This is a genomic window from Janthinobacterium psychrotolerans, assembly GCF_001677885.1.
Classification (GTDB): domain Bacteria; phylum Pseudomonadota; class Gammaproteobacteria; order Burkholderiales; family Burkholderiaceae_D; genus Janthinobacterium; species Janthinobacterium psychrotolerans.
This window is the reverse complement of sequence record NZ_LOCQ01000061.1, coordinates 1-20447: the sequence shown is the minus strand read 5'-3', so window position 1 is coordinate 20447 and position 20447 is coordinate 1. Positions and strand designations below refer to the sequence as shown.

Here is a 20447-nt window from a genome sequence, read left to right as displayed (position 1 = left end):
CTGTAGCCCGCGTGACCAGAAAGGTGGCGTTGACAATTGCTCAGCATTAATGTTGAGCAGAATAAATGAAATCGCTTGGGGTGACTGTTAGTTACCGGACATAAACGCAGGACGGTGCCATGCGCACGCTGCCGATACCGGCAAGCGTGCGGCATGGCAGGGGGCAGGGGGCAGGGGCTATGCTTGCCGGGATTGATGTGCTTGCAACTGCTCGCGCAACTGCTGGCCATTGCACTGTGTGTAGTCCTTGTTGACCTCGAGCTTGATCAGCGGCTGCAAGTGGCTATCGAGCGCCGCACGCAGCAGGCCCAGGAACTGTGGCGTGGCGGAGATGACCAGGTGCTGGAAGCAGCCTTCCTGGTGCGCCTTGAGCAGATAGGCTGAAATATCGCTGGCGAACTGTTCCGCCTCCAGCTCTTCAGGTGTGTGCGCCGGCTGGTAAGTCTTGTTCGGCGCACCCACATTTGCATTGTGCGCCAGGCCCACGCCCTCGGTTCCACCGATGTTGTGGCTGCTTTTTCCGGCAGCGGTGTTGCCTGTCCTGTCGGTCTCTCTTTCTGTTTCAGCCATGCGCAAGCGCGCGGCGGCATTGACCATGTCTTCAAGCTCGGCCAAAGGCTTTGCCGGACTGGTTTCGGAAAAAAATCGTGCCCGGCCTGCATTGGCGGCGATGATCCAGGTGGTTTCCATATGCCCTCCTCTCAAAAATCAATCGGAACGGTGATATCCGGAAGACCAGTATAGTCACGATAGACGACGCCTGGCGCACCGGCGTGGTGGCCGCGCACCGGGCAATATTTGACCATGTACACTGCTTCTTATCGACAATCAGCAGCGAGACCGCCATGCGCAATATCGATTTCAGTTCCTGGGAAGCGGCCATGACCACCATCGTCGGACTGGCGGTATTTACCTTGCTGGGCGTGGGCATCCGCATGCTGATGATGCAGACCATCCAGCAGCGCCGCGAACGCATGAACCGGCAGATCAATGAGCGCGTGAAAACCCTGATGGCGGCCTACCGCACCCTGGGTGGCTCATTTACCGGGCAGCTGACAGTCGACCCGACCCACCTGCGCGACCTGCGCGAGCGCGCGCTAGCCGGCGGGGAAGGGCAGCCAGATACCGCGACCGCCAGTTCCGAGCGCGCACGCCGCATCCGCGACGCGGTCGAAGCCGCCCTGGCGGATATCCTGCTGCTCGGTACCGAAGAACACTGCCGCTTGGCCGGGCAGGCGGCCAGCGACCTGGCGGCGGGCCGTCCGATCCATACGGCCGAACTGGTCATCAGCCTGCGCAGCTTTATCCGCAGCGCGCTCGACCTGGGGCCGATGCCGGACGATGTCGTAATTCCATTGCAGGGGCCGACGCGCACGCAGGGGAGCGCAGGACGGGGCAAGGCGGATGGGGACAAATCGGGGAATAAAGGTGGGGGCGGTGGTGGCGGCATAATGAGCATGGACACCGTGCATGGGACGGATTCCGTGCCACCGCATGCGATGTGAATCTGGAATATCTTTCGCGGAAACAAAAACTCCAACCCGGAGGTTGGCGTTTTTGACCTGTACCGCTGAATTTCTGGTGGCCCGGGGCGGAATCGAACAACCGATACAAGGTTTTTCAATCTTCGCGCTGCGTTACCGAACGTACCAGCGACTCGCTGGACTAAAGTTCTGCCACAGCCTGCCAATTTTTCATGGGGCGTTGCCGATCCAATACGCCAGCAAACACGCTGGTGCATCGCGTAGCGGCTCTGCCTACTCCTCGCAAGCCTAATGGCAGCGTAGTGCCGCTTAGGGCCGCGAAAACTGAACACAGGACCGGCTGCGGACCAGTGGGTTTCAGTACAGAGGAACGGATGGGTGGAGTCATTTCCTTAGTGCTACGATTTCAGCTTTGGCCATCCGTTCTGAGTTCATTACGAAAAGACCGGCGAAAAATAATCTAGATAATCATTCAAAAATTTTCCTAGATATTGAGAACATCATCTAGGGCCTCTGGGTTGTCCTTGGTATAGTCACAGCCTACATATCGTCTATGGATGATGTCTCTCTTCTCCATTCATTGCCAAGTCGGCCGTGCTGTGATGTTCGTACAGTATTTCTTTTGGAAGGAGTTGAATAGACGAGTTCTAGTGCGATTTCTGCTTGAACTCTGATCTCTGATGCGGACTCTTCGCAATGAATGCGCGGTGTGGTTTGATTGCAACCGAAAAAATAATATATCGATAAATCATGATTGATTTGCGAAAAACAACCGACTCGTTCCTTTTGCGCAAATTTTCCAGCTAATATACGGTAGCGTGAAAAAATTCAGAAGATAAATTAGATGCCTGATATAGTTCAATGGAATGCCATTCGAGAGCAGTTTCACAAAGGGGGGCTGTTGCTAGGGAATGGGGCTAGCATGGCACTGCATCCGGGGTTCGGGTACGAGTCTTTGTACGAAGTCGCGCAGCAAAGACAACACCTTACCGAGGAGGTCGCCGGTGTGTTTGCCGCTTTTAGGACGAACGATTTCGAGTTGGTGCTGCGCCGATTGTGGCAAGCTCAACTTGTAAACACGGCGCTCGCCATTGCTCCGGGACCTGTTGAAGCAGCCTATAAATTGGTAAGAAATGCCCTTATCGCGACTGTTCGCGACAGTCATGTGAAGTACGACGATGCAGCGCCGCACTTTCAAGCAATGTGGGCCTTTATGCAACAGTTCAGGACGGTGGTCTCGCTGAATTACGATTTGACCGTCTATTGGGCCATGATGGCTGGAAATTCAGCCTTAGGCGGATCTTGGTTCAAGGACTGTTTCCTCTACGGCGAATTTGTCGATGACTGGCAGAGCCGTCGGGAATTTTGGGGGCGAATGACTGATGCCTGCTTGGTTTTCTACCCTCACGGAAATCTTGTTTTAGCGAGAACATCAGATTTTGAAGAATGTAAGATTGCAGCTGGAAATAATTCAAATTTGCTGGAAAAAATACTTGCCGAATGGGAGTTGAACAATTTTTCTCCATTGTTTGTTTGTGAGGGAACTGCAGAACATAAAAAGAGGTCGATTGAAAGTTCAACCTACTTACAGCGAGTTTTTCGAGAAGTCATTCCAGCGCTAGGAGAGACCCTTGTGATTTACGGCTGGAATGCCTCTCCGCAGGATATGCACATACGCGAACAGGTGAAGATAGCTAGGGGTAACGCCCTCCGCGCAGTAGCAGTTTCGGTTTTCCGAAATAATCAAAACGAGGCGCAGCGATTACAAGAAGTGCTTCAGGAAATTGGTGTTGCTGAAATATATTTCTTTGACGCCGAAAGCTCGGGTTGCTGGATTCATACGTAAATTGATGATTGATCGCGTGTGCATAGGTCTCACATCAGTTTCCAGTTTACGCTAATCGGATCGAACGGAATTTCGGAGCTTGCCAAATATTTGGTTTGTTGGTGGCTAAACGATGCAACATAAGATAAAAATTTTGCGGAAGAGACCGCCATTTGCGAAACTATAAAAAATAAATTATGCAAAATTCAGATGCTAGCGCCGCAAAAGCCTTGTCGGTGCGCCAAATATATTTTCCCGTGATCGAGCACATTGATGTCGATGGCTACGTTCTTTACCCTGGTAAAGAAGACGCCGTCGGCCTATCACATGAATTCAGAGCAGGCGTCAACGTTATTCTGGGGATTAACGGGATTGGCAAGACGACGCTTTTGCTATTGCTCTACCGGATGCTTACCGGTGATCGGGACCTGCGCGAGGGCGAAGAGCTTGGGGGAGCGCAGCGGAAATTGACAAAGTCTGACAATTCAGTATTTGCGGTTCGTGTTCCAGATCGTGCAGCAAGCGCAACTGCAACTCTTCGGTTCCGCCTTAGAGATCGTACTATAACCATCACCCGGTCGCTCAAGGATTTATCGTTAGTTTCTGTTGTGCCGGATGAGGCAGGCGCAGCATTGCCAGTTCATACTGAACTTGAAGATACATACAAAGCAGTAGTGGCAAACTTAGCGGGTTTGGATGATTTTTTTGACTGGGTATTGCTATTAAAATATCTCGTTTTTTATCTTGAGGATCGCCGTTCTTTAGTATGGGATAAATGGGCCCAGACAGAAGTATTTCGAATACTGTTTTTGCCCGATTCTACTCAGGCCAATTACAAAGGCCTTCTCAATAGCGCCTTATCTGCAGATAGCCAAGCCCGGAATATTCAGTCGGTATTGACGGGCGAGCAAAAGAAGCTTGCCCGACTTGAAAGGGAGTCTGCGCAAGCAAGTCCGGAGGATTTGAGGTTGTTGCGGGCAGAGGTTGACGGCCTAGTCTACCGATCTGAGCGTGTCGAGACGCAGTTAGCTTCCTACGATGTGGAACGCATTCAATGTAGGGATAACGCTGCTAGGCTACGTAGTGACGCAGAAAAATTATCTCAGAAAGAGCGCGAACTGCGTGAGACTCTTCTTGCTTCAATTTTTCCGAAACTTAGCGATTACGGGGCGTTTGCCATTGCGTCGATTGAGGCATTGCGGGGCTGCATTGTTTGCGGCAGCGTAGATGCTGCACATCTCGAAGTGGCCCGTAAGCGTATTCACGAAAAATTGCATTGCCCTTTATGTGATGCTGATCCTCTTGAACAAGAGCAGACTGCGGCATCGGACGATGCTGCTGCCAATAGCCACGAGTTGGACGACCTGATTCAGCGTTCTGCTAGCATCAAAGCTGCTGCAGTGAAGGCGGAGGCGGAAGAAAATGCTGCAATTAGAAATTATTCTAAGGTACAAGCAGAAAAGTATGAAATTGAGCGAGATCTGCGAGCGTCCAGGCAGAAGTTAGAGGTAGTCGAGCGGGCGGCAGGAATTGTAAGTAGTGGTGGCGTAAACAACTCTCGTGAGCGACTTCAACTACTTCAAGAATCTGTAGATGATTATAAGATGGAGAAAAATGACGCGCTGGGGCAGTTACGCGTTCTCATTGAAGAAATTTCAGCGAATGTCGCTGATTTTAAAGAACAGTTAATTGAAGATTTTCAAAGAATTATTGCGCACTTCTTGGCGGAAAAATGTGAATTAACTTTTCGTACTGCCGCACGTAATATCGGACAGTCAAGCTCACCGGTTGCGTTATTGTTCCCGGAATTCCATGTCTTGATGACATCGGGAGTGTTTCGGGAAACGGGAACACCGCGTGAAGACACCGGTTCCGTTTCTGAATCTCAAAAGGAATTCATTGAACTGGCGTTCCGTATGGCAGTGCTTTCCGCGTCTTCCGGAAAGCATGCATGCACCCTCATCATTGAAACTCCGGAAGCCAATTTGGACGCTGTTTTTATACCCAAGGCTGGGGCTGCATTGAATGATTTTGCGCTTAAACGAGAGGGCGAGCGTTCCACAATTATTGCGTCATCGAACCTCAACGGGAGCCAAATGATCCCAGCTTTGCTAGGGCTCCTTGATAGCCACGGCGCATCTACCAAGCTTGAAACTGATGTGTCAAAAAATGTATTAAACCTACTTGATTTTGCTGCTAAAAGTGCCGCTCTGCGTGATTTTTCTGCGGAATATCAGACCCAGTTTGACAAGGCTATGGCGGGCATATAATGAATCCAAGCAAACCAGCGGGTAACTTTATCGGAGGCGGAGATGAAATGTTGTATCGTCGTTTTTGGATTCTCTCGCTTTTGTCGGGCGTGGAGGAAGTAGGGTGTTCTCCGATTGAATTGAAACGTTTCAATATCTTGGCCTATCTTGCAAACGCCGTAGCAAAGTGCTACGGCGTTACTCCGCTGGATCCTACGGTCCTGAAGGAGAATGATGGTCCTCTTTACCCGGAGCTGTTGTGGGAAATTGATCGGCTAGTTGGAATGGGGCTTGTGATAGTAAGCGACATCGTGGTCGATAGGTCGAAGGCTGTACGGAATGTATCGTACTCGATTTCCGCACGTGGCTTGAATTGCGAGTCGCAGTGCCGTGCACTGCATCGGGAATTTTCCCGCATTGGGGACTCTTTGCGATCAGCAGCCATGGCTTATTCGAGAAATCGCCTATCTTTGTCCATTGAGAGCCTAAAGAGCCGAGACGGTAATTACGCTGATACAACTGTCGCTAACGGTGAGGTAGTGGATTTTGGTGACTGGGTAAATACTAACGCGACAGCAAATTCGATTGACAGATTATCAAAGAAAATAGGCCAATCGCTGGAGTCTGATCCATCCGTGAGCGTAAATATCTACAACCGGTACCTCGCAGCGTTTTCTGCTGAAGGGGGCGCTGAATGAGTATTGATGATTTCGACGTTAAGTTCGGTGGTGTGGACCTTGCCTTACTCGATAGCGCTAGTGCGAGTGGAGTAGGCGCTGCATCTGATGCGGATCCAGTGCCTTGGGACCAGAGGTGGCATCGAAGCTTCGAAAGTTGGAAACCTACCGCCTCCACACCGGCTCCTATCATGCTCGTTTTTTGCAAAACTCCAAGCGTAATTGGAATGGAAAAAAGCTGTGCCAAAATTTTTCAGCTTGGCATGTATTCAAATCGCCCAGAATGCGGAGTATATTTGGTCGGCCGTTCTCCTACAGGAAACGGTTGGAAGTTACCTGCTACAGGCGAGGAACATCAACTCAACTGCAAAGCCGTAGAAACTGCCGGCCTTGATGAACTGCCAACGATTGTAGTTGGGCTTGTTGACGACGGAATACTATTTCTCCCAAGGGGAATAAAGCATGCGGACGATCACGGAGTATTGATCCCTGCTTCCCACGATGGCTCGCCAATGTCGGACGAGGTTCTTACTGCCGAGCTCGATTCATTCGCAGCGACGAATTTGCCATGCGATGAGTTACGATCCGAATTATGGACCGACGCCTCAAAATATTGGCCGATTAAAGAAGCGGAGGTAACAATACAGAAATTTTTACTTATAGCATTGCGTGCGGTATTCAAAAATTACGTGATTCTGTCCGAAACTAAAGTCGCGCCTGGCCGAATTGATATCTTGATTTTACCAGGCAGTTCGAAAGAGGCGGGGAAGGTGGTCTTGGAGCTAAAGGCGATCAGACAGTATGGATCTACTGGAATAGCGGTGTCTTCGAGCACGACAATTGCGCACTTGGTGGGAGGAGTTGTTCAGGCTACTACGTACTTTCAGGATGCTACCAATAAATATATCTGTACTTACGACATGAGACGAGACATGCTGGATGAGGTATTTGTGCAAGCTAGGGTCGATTGCGTTACCAATAATGTAAAGCTGCGGCCCTATAAAGTCTATCCCAATGCCACTTCGGTTAGACACGCTGTGCTGGCATCAATGGACTGCGAAGGCAAGTAAGATAAGCCATTCGTCGAGTTCTTTGGTACCGGCTGTTTGTTGTGAGGAAGTGCGCATCACACGAACCGACTCACATTTTTTGACAATAAGTCCATGGTGATGGGCGATCTCTTTAAGGATCTCGCTCGAATCCACTGTTATCCCAGCGTATGCCGAATTTCCCACGATGATCGCAATGTGGCCATCGGAATTTAGTGTTTTGACAATCCCTCGTACTATTTCGTCAAGATCGCAAAAATACGCAAACACCATCTCTGGAAGCCTCTTATCCCAAAGCTGAGATGCCTTGGCGCGGAGTAGTTCTAGTGTTGAGTCAAGTGTTTTACTTCCAAGCAAAGATATTGGAGATTCCCACTTTACTTGAACATGTGATCTGAGAGTCTGAAGTCGAAGTTTAGTGTTGTCGGCAGCTACGTCGAAATACCCCAGCATCCATAATTCGACATTGTAGATATCCGTATAGTCGAATGAGTTTGGGTAAGGCGGAGAAAAAATAGCGAGATCGATCGTTTTCGCAGGGAGGCTTTTCAGCACTTCACGTGAGTCACCGCGCAAGATCTCGTTGTCCCCGTTCTTAGAAGGAAATCGCGCGATATCTTCCACCATCCGAGCCACCATGTCGACGAAAAGCTGTCGAATTGCCGTGGCTTCGATACGTCGTGTTTTCCAGTTTGTTTTGTATCGTCGCGCCTTACCATCGATACGAACATTGCTTGCATCGATCAAAACAGAGCCAAGAGCGACGCGAAAAAGTCGCTGGAGTGCGAGAGCCTGGACGTCTAGAATAGCAGTTCTAAGCTGCTCTATTGCAACTGCTGCCTCTTTACCGAAGATCCAGCGTTCCTTCTTGCCGGGCTCAAGAAAAGTTGGGGGAAGCCGCCCGCGCAGCTTTTCCACAGGAACCAATACTTGCTCTGACGCAGCCAGAACTGCAAGCGCTTCAGTCGGGATATCGAAGTCCTCGTAAGAACCTAGCTTTGCTTCGATCAAATCAGCCAAGAACGGATTGACTTCAATCAGAGTTGAATCGATTCCGAGCATTGCGGCCACTACAGCTGTTGTGCCGGATCCGCCAAAGCAATCAAGTATGCGAACGGGTCTCTGCGGTAAAGACTCTATTACGTCTTTGACTAGCGAGGGAGAAAATGCTTCCTTGAACTTAAACCACCGCTGAAATGCAAGGGAGTCGCTCCGTTGATAAGTGCTGGGAGCGGGAGTTGTCCACCCGTTAACCCAATCATTAAATTCCCTGTTTTCAGCTAGCATTCGTGTAGTCTCGTTGTACGCCATTAGATCGAAGCAGTCTACTTCAGAGTACGCTCATTCCGACTGTTCACCACACTCTAAACCCCAGCTGACCGGAAATATACCGGAGACAAGAAATTCGCTGATCGGAAACAAAAACGCCAACCTGCATGGGTTGGCGTTTTGTGAACTTTATTCTTGGTGGCCCGGGGCGGAATCGAACCACCGACACAAGGATTTTCAATCCTCTGCTCTACCGACTGAGCTACCAGGCCAAGGCGGCGAATTATAGCAGAAAGAGTTTCTACCTGACCAGTGCATCCTGTGTTCAAATGCAACAGATGGCCAAAACATGGTGTTTTGGCATCCTTGTACGACCTGAAGGGATGCGACGATGCAGTTACGCTGTGGTGTGCGATGCCTGGCTGCGGCCGGGCTGTTGAGTATGGTTTGCGGCACGGCGCGGGCCGATGGGCTGGCCGATATGAAAGCGGCACTTGCCAGGCTGCAGGGGCAGTCGCCCGTGAAAGCGCAGGTGGACTCATCCACCTGGCGCCGGGAAGGCGAGGGCAAGGACGCCGAGGAGGATAGCGGCCAGGCCAGCGTGGTGGTCGACAGCGGCGTGGCGGGATTGCAGGTGTTGTACAGCAAGGAGTTGCTGGCGAAAGTGGAGGCCGAGCAGCGCGCGAAAGTGAAAGACCCGAAGGCGAAGACCTCGACCGACTTCGCGCTGGGCGAGCTGAAGGGGACGGAGCTGCGCGCCATGGTATCGGCGGCGGGCGCCTTGTCGCGCGAGCTTGACGAGGCGGTGTTCAGCGGCGAAAAGATGGACAGCTACAAGGGCAAGCCGGCGCGCAAGCTGAGCTTTAGCTTGTCGATCGACAAGGTGCCCGAAAAAGACCGCAAGTATGTGAAAAAGTTCGATGGCGGCATCGATGTGTGGATCGCGGCCGATGGCACGCCGCTGGGCAGCAGTTTCCGCGTCGATGTCAGCGGGCGCGCCTTCGTGGTGGTCAGCTTCGCGCAGAAGACGGACGAGACGCGCCAGTATGGCGTTTCTGGCGACCATCTGCTGTTGCTGCGCAAGGAAAGTCGGCACGCGATCTCGGGCGCGGGCGAGAAAGTGGAAACCAAACTCGTCAAGACCTTGCAGCTGCAGTCCTGACGCGCTTTACATGACCGGGGCGATACCCTTGTTCAGCACGCAGCGGCCCGCCTCGCAGGTCGCGCCCGGGTCGGTGACGATGGCGCAGGCGGACATCATGCCGTCCGCCTGCTGCAGCTTGCGGCTGGCCTCGGCTTGCGCCCGGGCCAGCGCCGTCAATTGCTTGCCGTCATTGCTCTTGTTTGACCATGCCAGGTAGCGCTCCGGGCCGCCACAGGCCTTGGCGCCGATGGCGATGGTCTGGCATTGCTTGGGCGCGTCGCAGGCGGCGTCGCCTACTATCGCCTTGATCTGTTCGGCCAGCTTGGCGTCACCAGGGGCGGGTGCCGGCGTGGCGGTGGGGGCGGTGCCGCAAGCCGTGGCGGCCAGCACAAAAAGGCTGGCGCAGGCGGCGCGCAGCAGGGTGGGGAGGGCAGGGGTTTTCATCGTTGCATGATGTGCCAGAGTTGATGGCGTGGCAAGCGTGATTTGCATCGTAGAGGTAATCTCGCGCAGGTCGGGTCAGGTCCGAAAGACCGTAACCCGACAACATTGTTGGCGCCAGCGGTGTTGTCGGATTACGCCGCTTCGCCGCTAATCCGACCTACGTGATACCGCCATCGATGTTTATTTCAACGTCCGCTGGAACAGCTGATAAATCCGGCGATACTCGTCATACCACGCTTCCGGCTGCACGAAGCCATGGCGTTCCATCGGGTAGCTGGCCATTTCCCAGTTGTCCTTTTTCAGCTCGATCAAGCGCTGCGACAGGCGTACCGAGTCCTGGTAGAACACGTTGTCGTCGATCATGCCGTGCGCGATCAGCAGGTTGCCTTTCAGCTGCTCGGCGTATTCGATCGGCGACGAGATTTTATAGGCTTGCGGATCGACTTCGGGCGTGTTCAGGATATTGGCCGTGTATTCGTGGTTATACGTCGTCCAGTCGGTCACGGGGCGCAGCGCGGCGCCGGACTTGAACAGCTCGGGCGCGCGCATCAGGGCCATCAGGCTCATGAAGCCGCCATAGCTGCCGCCGTAGATGCCGACGTTTTTCAGGTCGCCCTGGTGCTGTGCCGCCAGCCAGTGGGCGCCATCGATGAAGTCCTCCAGTTCCGGGTGGCCCATCTGGCGGTAGATGGCGGTGCGCCAGGCGCTGCCATAGCCCATCGAGGCGCGGTAGTCGACATCGAGCACGATGTAACCCTGTTCAACCAGCAGGTTGTGGAACATCTGCTCGCGGAAATACACCGGGTAGCGCTCGGTCACGTTCTGCAGGTAGCCGGCGCCGTGGGCAAACATCACGATGGGGTACTGCTTGCCCGCTTCCAGCTGCGCCGGGCGATACAGCTTGGCCCAGATCGGCGCCGCACCGTGCGTGGACGGCACTTGCACCAGTTGCGGCATGACCCAGTTGCGCGCCTTGAAGGCGTCGCTGCGGGTATCGGTCAGCAGGTTCGCCTTGCCGCTCGATACGGGCACGGTGGCCAGCTGCGCCGGCAGGTAGCTTGCCGAATAGCGCACCAGCAGCTTGCCGGCGTCCGGCGACAGGGCGAAGCTCTCCACGCCTTTCAATGAGGTCACCTCGCGCGCGCCGCCGTCTTTCGCGCTCGAGGCGCAGACTTCATAGGTGCCCGGCTGCTGCGGGTTGCACAGGAAATAGGCGCGCGCGCCGTCGCGCGTCCATTCCACGTTGCTCACTTCCCAGTTGCCATGGGTGAGGGCGCGCGCCGGTGCGGCGCCGGTCTTCGCGTACAAATGGGCGTAGCCGCTTTCCTCGGACAAGTACCACAAGGTGGCGTTGTCGGGCAGCCAGCCGAATTCGTCGGCGCGGCGGTTGACCCAGGCCGCATCGCTGATGTGGTGCGCCGGCACCAGGGCGGCGTTGGCCAGATCGACGGTGGCCAGCCAGCGGTCCTTGTTGTCGACGGCGCGCACGCGCACTGCCGCCTGCGTGCCGTCGGCGCTCCAGACGATGCCGTCGCGCAGGGCGTCCACGCGTACCAGGCGGTTGCCCTTTAACGGCGGAAGCTTCTGCTCGGCGCGCAAGGCGGCCAGCGGATCGGTGGCGATGCCGGGCAGGGTGTCGAAGCCGATCTCGCGCACGGCGCCGGTGCGCAGGTCGGCCAGTCTCAAGGTTTGCGCGATCGGCATGTTGCGGCCCACGCGCGTGCGTTCATCGTCCGCTTCCGGGTAGCCGGTCTCGGTCACGTAGCGCGCCAGCTTGCCCAGTTTGCCCTTTTCGGCGCCCTTGTCCTGCGTGACGAACAGCAGCCAGCGGCCGTCCGGCGACAGCACGCTGCCTGAGATCGTGACCTTGTCTCCCAAATAAATCGGTTCCGGCGCGCGCGTGGCGTCCAGGCGGCGCTCTTCCTTGCGGCGCGCCAGGCTGGTGTCGCGGTTTTCTTTCTGGCGCGCCAGGTTGACGATCAGGCGCAGCTGCAGTTCTCGCTGCGCGTCCGCCTCGGGTTTGGCGTCCGGGTCCTTGGCGGCGCGCAGCAGCGCCACCGGCGCGCTCAGGCGGTCGAGCCGGTTCCAGCTGTACCAGTCGTCGCCGCTGCGGTACTGCACCGCGCCGCCGTCGCTGGAATACTGCGGGTCGCTGATGGCCGGCACGCCGCGCGTGATCTGCGTCAGCACGCCGCTTTTGATGTCGCGTTCGAACAGGTCGCCGTTGCGCAGCACGATGGCGCGCTTGCCATCGCGCTGGTAGACCATCTGCTCGCCATCGAGATTGGCCAGCTGCGCGTCGGCCACCGGCTTGCCGCTATTGAGCGCGGCGCCGGCGCCGGCCAGCTGGTAGATGTCGCGCAAAGGAGAACCGAGGCGTTTTTGCTTGTAATAGACCTGGCCATTCCAGCCCCACCACGCCGTTTCGACGGGCGTGCCGATCCAGTCGGGATCGGCCATAGCCTGGTCCAGCGTAATCGGTGTCGGGGCAGTGGCAGGAGCGGCGTGGGCGAGGGTGCCGGCAAGGGCCGACAGGAGCAGGGGAAATGCCAGACGCATCGGAAATCGCTTTACAGAAAGTAAAAGGCGGCATGGGCAGAAAAGCGCCGGGCCGGACGGCCGGTATTTTAGCGAAAGGGTTTCATGAGGGAAATGGCGGAAGATTAAGTCCCTTTTTTGGCTATCTTGCGCCCGCCGCCAGCGTTACACGCACGTTACAACAGGTAACAGTTCCAATGGCACCAGCCTGCTAATCTCCCAGCCATGCGTTCAACGAAGAAGGATGTGGATCATGGATGTTCATGCTAGGCGTTTCAGGACTGCGGTGTCGTCGTCATTGATACTGAGTTTGCTGGTGCTTGCCGGGTGCAACAAGCCCGCCGGCGCGCCGGCGCAAACGGGTGCCGTCGCCGCCACGCCACCTCAGCCGCCTCAACCATCCCCACCAGCTCCGTACACGCCGCCGAGCGCCGATCAGCTGGCGCAGATGGTCGCGCCGATCGCCCTGTTCCCCGATAAATTGGTGGGCCAGGTACTGGCGGGCGCCACGTATCCGGAACAGATCGCTGCCGCCAACCAGTGGCTGGTCCAGAATCCGTCGTTGAAAGGGGCGGCGCTGCAAACGGCCGAAACCGACCAGCCCTGGGACGTCAGCGTCAAATCGCTGACCACGTTTCCCACCGTGCTGGGCCAGATGGCAAACAATCTCCAGTGGACCACGGCGCTCGGTACGGCTTATGTCAACGATCCCATGGATGTGATGAATGCCATCCAGCTGCTGCGCTCGCGCGCCCGGCAGTCGGGCAACCTGAAAACCTCGCAGCAGCTGCGTGTCTCGACGGTGGTGCGTCCGTCGGAACCGGCCTATGCCACGCGGGGGGCGTCGTATCCGCCGGTCTACGACGGGCCGGCCGTCATTGCGCCGCCGCCGCAGACCATCGTCATCGAACCGGCGGCGCCCGACATCGTCTATGTGCCGCACTACAATCCGACCGTGGTCTACGGGGCGCCGATGCCGGTGTATCCGGGCTGGGTCGATCAGCGGCCGGCATACAGCACCGAAACGCTGGTGACGGCCGGCGCGCTGTCGTTCGGCATCGGCATACTGGTGGGAGCGGCGGTCAGCCATCACCATGACCCGGTCTGGAGTGCGTGGGGCGTCAACTGGGGCGGACCGGCGCCGTATCCTGGCTACGGTGGCGGCTGGCGCCGTCCTGCGGTGGTATACAACAACGCGACCTATGTCTCGAAGTCGGTCACGGTCGTCAATCACGTCAACAATATCAACGTCACCAATAACAACGAGCACTACCGCACGGTCAACAACATCAGCAGCGTGGCCGATCGCTCGCAGCGCCTGGCCGTCCACGCTATCGCGCCGCGTGCGCCAGCGATGATGAGCATGCCGCACTTCGCGGCGCGCGACACGGTTGCCGGGGCACGCCCCTTGCCTGTGGCAGCGGCACAGCCGGTGCGCCTGGCCGCAGCGCCGCAGACGCACGCAGTCGCCGCGCCGCCGCGCAATGCGCTGATGCAGCCCATGGTGCGGCATGACTTCCAGCAGCCGCAACACCAGCACCAGCACCAGCAGCCGCAACAGCCGCAGATGGAACGCCAGCACGCCGACGCCGTGGCGCAGCATATGGCGCAAGAAAGAGCCAGCGCGCCCGTGCCCGCGCCGTTGGCGCGCCATGAAAATGATACGGGTCATGGCCGGCCCCAGCGCAACCACCAGGACATGCTTGCCGTGCATGCGGCGCCAGCCCGGCCGGCGCCGCCACATGCCGACCATCATGCGCAAAAACATGAGCAAAGCGCCCATCATCACCAGGATCACGAGCCGCACGAGCCGCATGACAGGCATGGTTAAATAGCGGATCAGGGCCGCTGCGCCAGCCACCGCATCAAGTCGTCCAATGGCATCGGCCGCGCATACAGATAGCCCTGCAAGCCGTCGCAGCCGTGGGCCACCAGGAAGTCGGCCTGCTGCTGCGTTTCCACGCCTTCGGCCACCACCCGCAAGCCCAGGTGGCCGGCCATGCCGAGGATGGCTTGCACGATGGCCGTGCCGCTGGTGTCGTGCGGGGTGGCGTCGACAAAGCTCTTGTCGATTTTCAGTTCGTACAGCGGCATCGAGGTCAGGTAGGCCAGGCTGGAATAGCCGGTGCCGAAATCGTCGATCGAAAAACGGATGCCCAGCGCGGCCAGTTCGCGCATGCGCGCCAGCGCCGTGTCGCGCTTGTCGACCAGCAGCCCTTCCGTCAGTTCCAGCACCAGGGCGCCGGCCGGCGCACCCGAGTCGTTCAAGGCGGCGCGCACGCGGGCGGCAAAATCGGGCTGGCGGAACTGGGCCGGGCTGACATTGACCGACAGCGCGAAGTGGTGGCCGGCCTGCGCCAGGCGCACCGCCGCCTGGCAAGCCTGCCGCAGCGCCCAGTTGCCCAGCTTGATGATCAGGCCGGTTTCTTCGGCGACCGGGATGAACAGCGATGGCGCGATCATGCTGCCGTCCTCCTGTGGCCAGCGCATCAGCATTTCGGCGCCCGTCACCTGGCCGTGGCGGTCCAGCTGCGGCTGCACGTGCATGCGCAATTGGCCGGCGTCGAGCGCGCGCGCCAGCGCCCGTTCCATGGTCAGGCGGCGCTCCACGCCGGCCTGCATGGCCATTTCAAAAAAGGCGATGCCGTTGCGCCCTTCGGCCTTGGCGCGGTACATGGCGATGTCGGCCTCGCGCAGCAAATCGTGCGCCTGCTGCCCCGTCTTGGGCAGCAGGGTGACGCCGATGCTGGCCGAGCAGTGATATGACTGCGCGCCGATCTCGAAGTCGCGCGCGATCGCGGCGCGGATTTTTTCCGCGACCAGGCCCGCCGCCTGGGCCGCGCTGTCCATGTCGTCGGCCAGGTGGGCCAGCAGTACCACGAATTCATCGCCGCCGAGGCGCGCCACCGTGTCGGCCTTGCGCATCAGCTGTGCCAGGCGTTCGCCCGCCATGCGCAGCAGCGCGTCGCCGGTGGCGTGGCCGCGCGCATCGTTGATATGCTTGAAGTGATCGAGGTCGATGAACATCAGCGCACCGATGGCGTGCTCGCGCGGCGCGGCCGCCAGCAGCTGGCCGATGCGGTCCATCAGCAGGCGCCGGTTCGGCAGCCCGGTCAGCACATCATAAAAAGCCAGTTGATGGATGTCTTGCTCCGACTTCTTGCGCTCGCCGATTTCGCGTTCCAGCGACAGCGCGCTGGCGTGCAGACGGTCGAGCGAGCGCTCGAGGTGCTGCAGCAGGAACGCCGTCGACAAGGTCAGGATAGACGCGATCAGCATGAAGTTGAGGGTGACAATCAGCGAACGCAGCAGTGGCGAATCGGGTACGCCCTGCAATTGCAGGCTGATGTCGGGGTGCAGACCCAGCAGGAATAGCGAGCTCGACGTCAGCGCCAGCACCCACAGCGCCGGCAACAAGCCCAGCAGCAAAGCCGCCAGCACGGGAATGGCCAGCAGGTAGATCTGGCTGACCGGGCCGATCTTCAGCAGCAGCCCGATACCGACAATATAGATGACGGCAAGAAACTGCCATACGCGCCAGCGCCAGGGCGTGCCGCTTCGATACCAGATGACGGCGATCCAGGCGATGGATGCCATGTCGAGCGCGACGATCGGCCAGATGCCTTCACGCGCCGCCAGCAGGGAGCTGGGGATGGCCGTGACGATGCCCAGCAACAGCACCACTTGCAGCAGGCGTGCAAATATCTGGCTGCGCCAGTGCGCAAGATCATTCAATACCGCCACCTTGCCGTCCTCTCTGGTAGGTACTGCGCCGCTGTAGTTGCTATTGAGTAAATACTACGCGTGATCCAAGCAGATGTCATCTTGATCATTGATCATGTTTTCCGGCATGGCGTGCGCATGAAAAAAGCCAGCGCGCTGGCTGGCTTCGCAGTACCACTGTGCATGGCTTATTTTTTCGGCGCGCTCAGGCACGACTTCATGAAGGCCTTGCGCTCGTCGCCTTTCATGTCCTTGGCGTCGGCATTGCAGGTTTTCATCTTGTTTTGCTGCGCCGTACCGGTGGCCGGCGCCGGCTTGGCGCTCAGGCATTCCTTCATGAAGGCCTTGCGTTCGTCACCTTTCTTGCCGGCGGCATCGGCATTGCAGGTAGTCATCTTGTTTTGTTGCGCCGTCTTGGCGGCCGGGGCCGCGTCCTGCGCGACGGCAAATCCTGCGCTGGCAAACGAGGCGGCGATACACAGAGCAATCAGTTGTTTCATGGCAGATCCTTGCAAGAAGGCGGTTAAGTAAGTGCTGCGTGAGCGTGCGCATCAATATGCGGTACGTAACTAACTATATGACATTTATCAACAACTTTGGCAGCGAAATCGGCTTATTTTGTTTCTATTTGTGAGCCGGCCGTTTGTCCTGCGCTATGCTTACGTTTTTCCGCCGGTCACCACCGACGCATCTTCAATACGGAGTAGTCATCATGGTTTCGTTGCAAGAGCAATTTTTAAAGGCCGGCCTGGTCGACAAGAAAAAGGTCAAGCTGGCCAATCAGGACAAAAGCAAGCAAAAGAAGGATGAGCGCAAGAGCGGCACGCAAAGTGTCGACGAAGTGCGCCTGGCCGCACTGGAAACCCAGCGCAAGAACGCCGAGCGCGCGCGCGAACTGAACGCCCAGCGCGACGCAGCCGCCAACCAGAAAGCCATCGTTGCGCAGATCGCGCAGATGGTGCAAAAGAACCGCCAGAGCAAGGGCAACCACGCCGAAGTACCGTATAACTTTACGTTCAACAACAAGATCGAACGCATCTACGTCACGCCGGCCGTGCAAGGCCACCTGGTGGCAGGGCGCCTGGTAATCGTCTGCCTGGCCGGCGCGGTGGAACTGGTGCCGCGCATCATTGCCGACAAGATCGCCGAGCGCGACCCGGCCATCGTCGTGCGCGTCAAGCAGGCCAGCACCCAAGTGGAAGAGGACGATCCGTATGCGGCGTTCCAGATTCCTGACGATTTGATGTGGTAAGCGGGTTTTAAGATACTGCGCTGAGCGAAGTCAACGCTCCCGCGGCGCAGACGGCATGCTGGAGGATTCTTCCTGCTCAGACGCCATGATCACTCTTACTCCTGCCCGCCAGCGATTGCGCGCCATGCTGGCGGCGCAAGACCAGCAAGCCGATGGCGAAATACGGCGACTGCTGCATGCCAGCCATGCTCGCCACGACAGCGCGATCCTGATCCGTCCAGCTCAGCGCGCCAGCCGGCTGTTGCAATCGCTGGACCAGGCAAGCGGTCCCGCACTCAGGCTGCTGCGGCGGCAGTTCTCGCGCATCGATATTGCCACCGCCTGGCCTCAATTCAATGATATTTGCCACGCCATTGCCCTGTGCCTGGGCATGGCAACGCTGGCCGGCAAGGCGATGCTGGAAAGCCTGCTGGCAAACGTATTCGATGCGGGCACCTTGGGCAAGTCGATGGTCGCCGGCCTGCACGACGCCGGCACCGTATATCGCCGGGCGTATCTCAAGATATGGGGTGCGGACCCTGCCGGCTCCCGCTTTGCCAGCGCCACACGCCAGCATGGTGGCAGCCGACTTTGCCCATGCTCATCTGCTGGCCGTAACTGCACTGCTGCGTACCCTGAGTGCCGGCATGCGGCATGGTAGTGTGCGGCGGCTAGCCATACTGGCCGCCGCCAGGCGCAATCCGAGGCTGGGTCCCGGTTTTGCGGCATGGCTTTCGCGCAACGAGTCGGCGCTGGCCAGCCATCCATCCTTGCGGACAAGAACGGCGTCGTTTGACGTTGTCCCTGCCGTATCTGCTACCCTGCCACGACGCAGCATGTCCGCCGCCGCTGCCGCCAGTATCAGCAAGGTCGAGCGCGATATGGAGATCCTGCGTTATTACGCGGCACAGGGTAATCGTCAGGCTTGCTGGCACTATCTGGCGGCAAATGGCGACCGGTATGCGCGGCTGGCATCGGGCGTGGTGCGCAATGACACCATCAGCGGGTTTATTGCCAATGGTTATGCAAAGATGCGTGCGGGTGAGCTGAAAGTAGCCATGACTGAGCGAGATTGGGATAAGTTCGGCCGTGATCTGATGCGGGCTGATTTTACATACCGTGAAAAGTATTTGCCTGATTCGATAGCGCTAGGGAAAATTGTGCAGCTTCCTGTAGAGGAAATTGCCAGTATCACACCGAGGTGTTCAACAGATACAAGCTGGACGCAAACGCCTGGACCGCACATATTCCCCTATCGCCATATCTGAGTGCAGGCGACTACGCAGGGGCAGAAAAAGTCTGGCAAACCATGCTCGATGAACGTTTTTATGTTACTTCACTACACGTATCGCAATCGGAGGCCCACGCATTAATGAGCGGTGTAGATCCGGCCATGCATGTGGCGTGGTTCGGAAAAATGGGCGCCCTAGTGTCTAATGCCGTTCAGTTAAGCTGTCTGATGCATTAAATGCGTAAGGCCTAACGTACAAACGGCGGGCCGGAGACGCGAGTCCGAGAAAATGCCGATGGCTGCGTTGCAGCTCCTAGCCGACCATGCGTACTGTCGTCGTCGCTGCGCCTTGCCCTCGACATTTTTCGGACCCGCTTGGCCCGGTGGGCCTGTGCTGGAGACCGAGGCCTCAATCCGTTTTGCGAGTTTCCTGACAGCGTAGGCGAGCTAACTGAACGGCATTGCGCCCTAGTGTCAGCTTATTCCTCCGATCCATTCCAGGCATATGACGATGCCGATAAGATCGGCAACTGGCGCTATGAAAATGGTGTCTGGTCGCGGATGCATTTCGAGTATCCGTCCGTGATGGATGGCAGCATGGGTGTTGCTACCGCGCCGGAACAATTGGGCAGGCAACTGGATATGGACCGGCTATTTCGGCTTGAACGCCAGCGTCCCCTGAATAAGCATCCGCTCGACCTGACGCACCTGATACCGGAGAGATAGGATGGCGCAATCGCTCCCGCGCAAGCGATCTTTTATACGAAAGATATTGTTGGCCTTTTTCTGTGTCGCCGTACTCGCGTGGTTTGCATCGCCACGTAAAGCGCTGCCAATAGAGTTGCACCTGAAGGTCAATGAAAACCATCTTCTTGTGCCAGCGGACTATATTCCGCGATATATGCTGAATTTGTACGGTCAAGCCAAAAACAGGAGGGGGTTGCTTCTGCAAGCAGAGTGGAAAAAAGGCAAGCTGCAGCCCTATATTGATCCGCATGATGCGTATTTCGGTGAACGCGCCCACCCATTCCGGTCTATCGTGCCCACTTGCGCATGAGATGGTGTTACGCGGTTAAATTGTAGTCGGTGCGGTCACGATGGGTCGATATTTCTCTCCTTTTTGGCTGTTTTAGGTCGCTGGGCACGTAGCGAGTCGCCGGTCAGCGTGAAACGGTGGTTGCGCTGCATGACGCGGTCCAGGATGGCGTCGGCGATGGTGGCATCGCCGATCCATGCATGCCAGTGTTCGACCGGCAGTTGGCTAGTAATGATGGTGGCCTTGTTGCCGGCGCGGTCGTCGATGATCTCCAGCAGATCCGAACGCGTCATGCTGTCGATGGCCCCCATGCCCCAGTCGTCGAGCACCAGGACGTCGGTCTTGGCCAGTTGCAGCAGCCATTTGCCGAAGGCACCGCTGCCGTGCCGGATGCGCAGTTCTTCCTGCAAGCGCGGTACACGCTGGTAGATCGCCGAGTATCCACGCCGGCAGGCGTACTGCGCCAGCGCGCAGGCCAGCCATGATTTGCCGGCGCCGGTGGGGCCGGTCACCAGCACGCTGTGGCCAGCGCTGACCCAGTCGCCCA

Annotated in this window: 20 protein-coding genes and 1 tRNA gene; 13 read left to right on the top strand and 8 right to left on the bottom strand. The window is 57.3% G+C overall.

The genetic code is table 11. The features are described from left to right. Positions 1–177: 177 nt before the first annotated feature. Positions 178–690: a host attachment protein gene (locus ASR47_RS22195; protein WP_065309991.1), complete on the bottom strand. Its 513-nt coding sequence runs from the start codon at positions 688–690 to the stop codon at positions 178–180. A 155-nt stretch (positions 691–845) separates the two neighbouring features. Here ASR47_RS22195 and ASR47_RS22190 point away from each other — a divergent pair, with 155 nt between their 5' ends. The 5 genes from ASR47_RS22190 to ASR47_RS27210 all read left to right on the top strand — a co-directional run bounded on the left by ASR47_RS22190 (position 846) and on the right by ASR47_RS27210 (position 7305). Then, positions 846–1505, top strand: a complete 660-nt coding sequence (locus ASR47_RS22190) for a hypothetical protein (RefSeq protein WP_245714448.1) — start codon at positions 846–848, stop codon at positions 1503–1505. Between the two features lie 823 nt (positions 1506–2328). Further along, on the top strand, positions 2329–3330 hold the full coding sequence (locus ASR47_RS22185) for a DUF4917 family protein (RefSeq protein ID WP_065309990.1): 1002 nt from the start codon (positions 2329–2331) through the stop codon (positions 3328–3330). 176 nt (positions 3331–3506) lie between these two features. Beyond that, complete coding sequence (locus ASR47_RS22180) at positions 3507–5579, top strand: hypothetical protein (protein ID WP_150127935.1); 2073 nt, start codon at positions 3507–3509, stop codon at positions 5577–5579. Then, positions 5579–6256: a hypothetical protein gene (locus ASR47_RS27215; RefSeq protein ID WP_150127934.1), complete on the top strand. Its 678-nt coding sequence runs from the start codon at positions 5579–5581 to the stop codon at positions 6254–6256. Before ASR47_RS22180 ends, ASR47_RS27215 begins: the two co-directional genes overlap by 1 nt. Then, positions 6253–7305 carry a hypothetical protein gene (locus tag ASR47_RS27210; RefSeq protein ID WP_150127933.1) on the top strand — a complete coding sequence of 351 codons (1053 nt, stop codon included), beginning with the start codon at positions 6253–6255 and terminating at the stop codon, positions 7303–7305. The genes ASR47_RS27215 and ASR47_RS27210 overlap by 4 nt, the downstream gene beginning before the upstream one ends. Here the strand turns inward: ASR47_RS27210 and ASR47_RS22175 are convergent. Together ASR47_RS22175 and ASR47_RS22170 are read right to left on the bottom strand one after the other, a co-directional pair. Continuing rightward, entirely contained in the window at positions 7282–8571 is a 1290-nt protein-coding gene (locus ASR47_RS22175) for a DNA methyltransferase (RefSeq protein ID WP_065310296.1), read from the bottom strand. The two genes, ASR47_RS27210 and ASR47_RS22175, sit on opposite strands and share 24 nt — an antisense overlap. Positions 8572–8749: 178 nt before the next feature. Further along, a tRNA-Phe gene (locus ASR47_RS22170) sits at positions 8750–8825 on the bottom strand. Positions 8826–9034: 209 nt separating this feature from the next. Between ASR47_RS22170 and ASR47_RS22165 the strand changes: the two genes are divergently transcribed. Beyond that, complete coding sequence (locus ASR47_RS22165) at positions 9035–9715, top strand: hypothetical protein (protein ID WP_245714446.1); 681 nt, start codon at positions 9035–9037, stop codon at positions 9713–9715. A 6-nt stretch (positions 9716–9721) separates the two neighbouring features. Here ASR47_RS22165 and ASR47_RS22160 read toward each other — a convergent pair whose 3' ends face one another. Next, entirely contained in the window at positions 9722–10141 is a 420-nt protein-coding gene (locus ASR47_RS22160; protein ID WP_065309987.1) for a hypothetical protein, read from the bottom strand. Positions 10142–10321: 180 nt separating this feature from the next. Further along, positions 10322–12601, bottom strand: coding sequence for a S9 family peptidase (locus ASR47_RS22155; RefSeq protein WP_245714445.1), 2280 nt, complete (start codon positions 12599–12601; stop codon positions 10322–10324). Between the two features lie 86 nt (positions 12602–12687). On the opposite strand from ASR47_RS22155, the gene ASR47_RS27575 reads away from it, so the two are divergent. Both ASR47_RS27575 and ASR47_RS22150 read left to right on the top strand, forming a co-directional pair. Next, positions 12688–12894: a hypothetical protein gene (locus ASR47_RS27575; protein ID WP_171899018.1), complete on the top strand. Its 207-nt coding sequence runs from the start codon at positions 12688–12690 to the stop codon at positions 12892–12894. Between the two features lie 38 nt (positions 12895–12932). Continuing rightward, complete coding sequence (locus ASR47_RS22150; protein WP_082989135.1) at positions 12933–14510, top strand: DUF3300 domain-containing protein; 1578 nt, start codon at positions 12933–12935, stop codon at positions 14508–14510. Between the two features lie 8 nt (positions 14511–14518). On the opposite strand, the gene ASR47_RS22145 is transcribed toward ASR47_RS22150, so the two are convergent. Together ASR47_RS22145 and ASR47_RS22140 are read right to left on the bottom strand one after the other, a co-directional pair. Further along, on the bottom strand, positions 14519–16414 hold the full coding sequence (locus tag ASR47_RS22145) for a putative bifunctional diguanylate cyclase/phosphodiesterase (RefSeq protein ID WP_425402760.1): 1896 nt from the start codon (positions 16412–16414) through the stop codon (positions 14519–14521). A 176-nt stretch (positions 16415–16590) separates the two neighbouring features. Further along, positions 16591–16902, bottom strand: a complete 312-nt coding sequence (locus tag ASR47_RS22140) for a PsiF family protein (RefSeq protein WP_065309983.1) — start codon at positions 16900–16902, stop codon at positions 16591–16593. A 212-nt stretch (positions 16903–17114) separates the two neighbouring features. Between ASR47_RS22140 and ASR47_RS22135 the strand changes: the two genes are divergently transcribed. The 5 genes from ASR47_RS22135 to ASR47_RS27200 all read left to right on the top strand — a co-directional run bounded on the left by ASR47_RS22135 (position 17115) and on the right by ASR47_RS27200 (position 19921). Beyond that, a complete protein-coding gene (locus tag ASR47_RS22135; protein ID WP_065309982.1) occupies positions 17115–17654 on the top strand; it encodes a DUF2058 domain-containing protein in 540 nt (179 codons plus the stop codon). 124 nt (positions 17655–17778) lie between these two features. Beyond that, entirely contained in the window at positions 17779–18294 is a 516-nt protein-coding gene (locus tag ASR47_RS22130; protein ID WP_150127931.1) for a hypothetical protein, read from the top strand. Between the two features lie 175 nt (positions 18295–18469). Beyond that, positions 18470–18901 (top strand): hypothetical protein, encoded by a 432-nt coding sequence (locus tag ASR47_RS22125; RefSeq protein ID WP_065309980.1) that lies wholly within the window; start codon positions 18470–18472, stop codon positions 18899–18901. A 434-nt stretch (positions 18902–19335) separates the two neighbouring features. Beyond that, positions 19336–19590 carry a hypothetical protein gene (locus tag ASR47_RS27205; protein ID WP_150127930.1) on the top strand — a complete coding sequence of 85 codons (255 nt, stop codon included), beginning with the start codon at positions 19336–19338 and terminating at the stop codon, positions 19588–19590. A gap of 1 nt (position 19591) precedes the next feature. Further along, the gene (locus tag ASR47_RS27200) at positions 19592–19921 is read left to right on the top strand and encodes a hypothetical protein (protein ID WP_150127929.1); all 330 of its coding nucleotides are present in this window, start codon (positions 19592–19594) and stop codon (positions 19919–19921) included. Positions 19922–19956: 35 nt separating this feature from the next. On the opposite strand, the gene ASR47_RS22120 is transcribed toward ASR47_RS27200, so the two are convergent. Continuing rightward, positions 19957–20447, bottom strand: a 491-nt coding sequence (locus tag ASR47_RS22120) for an ATP-binding protein (protein ID WP_171899020.1), incomplete at its 5' end; no start/stop codon positions are given.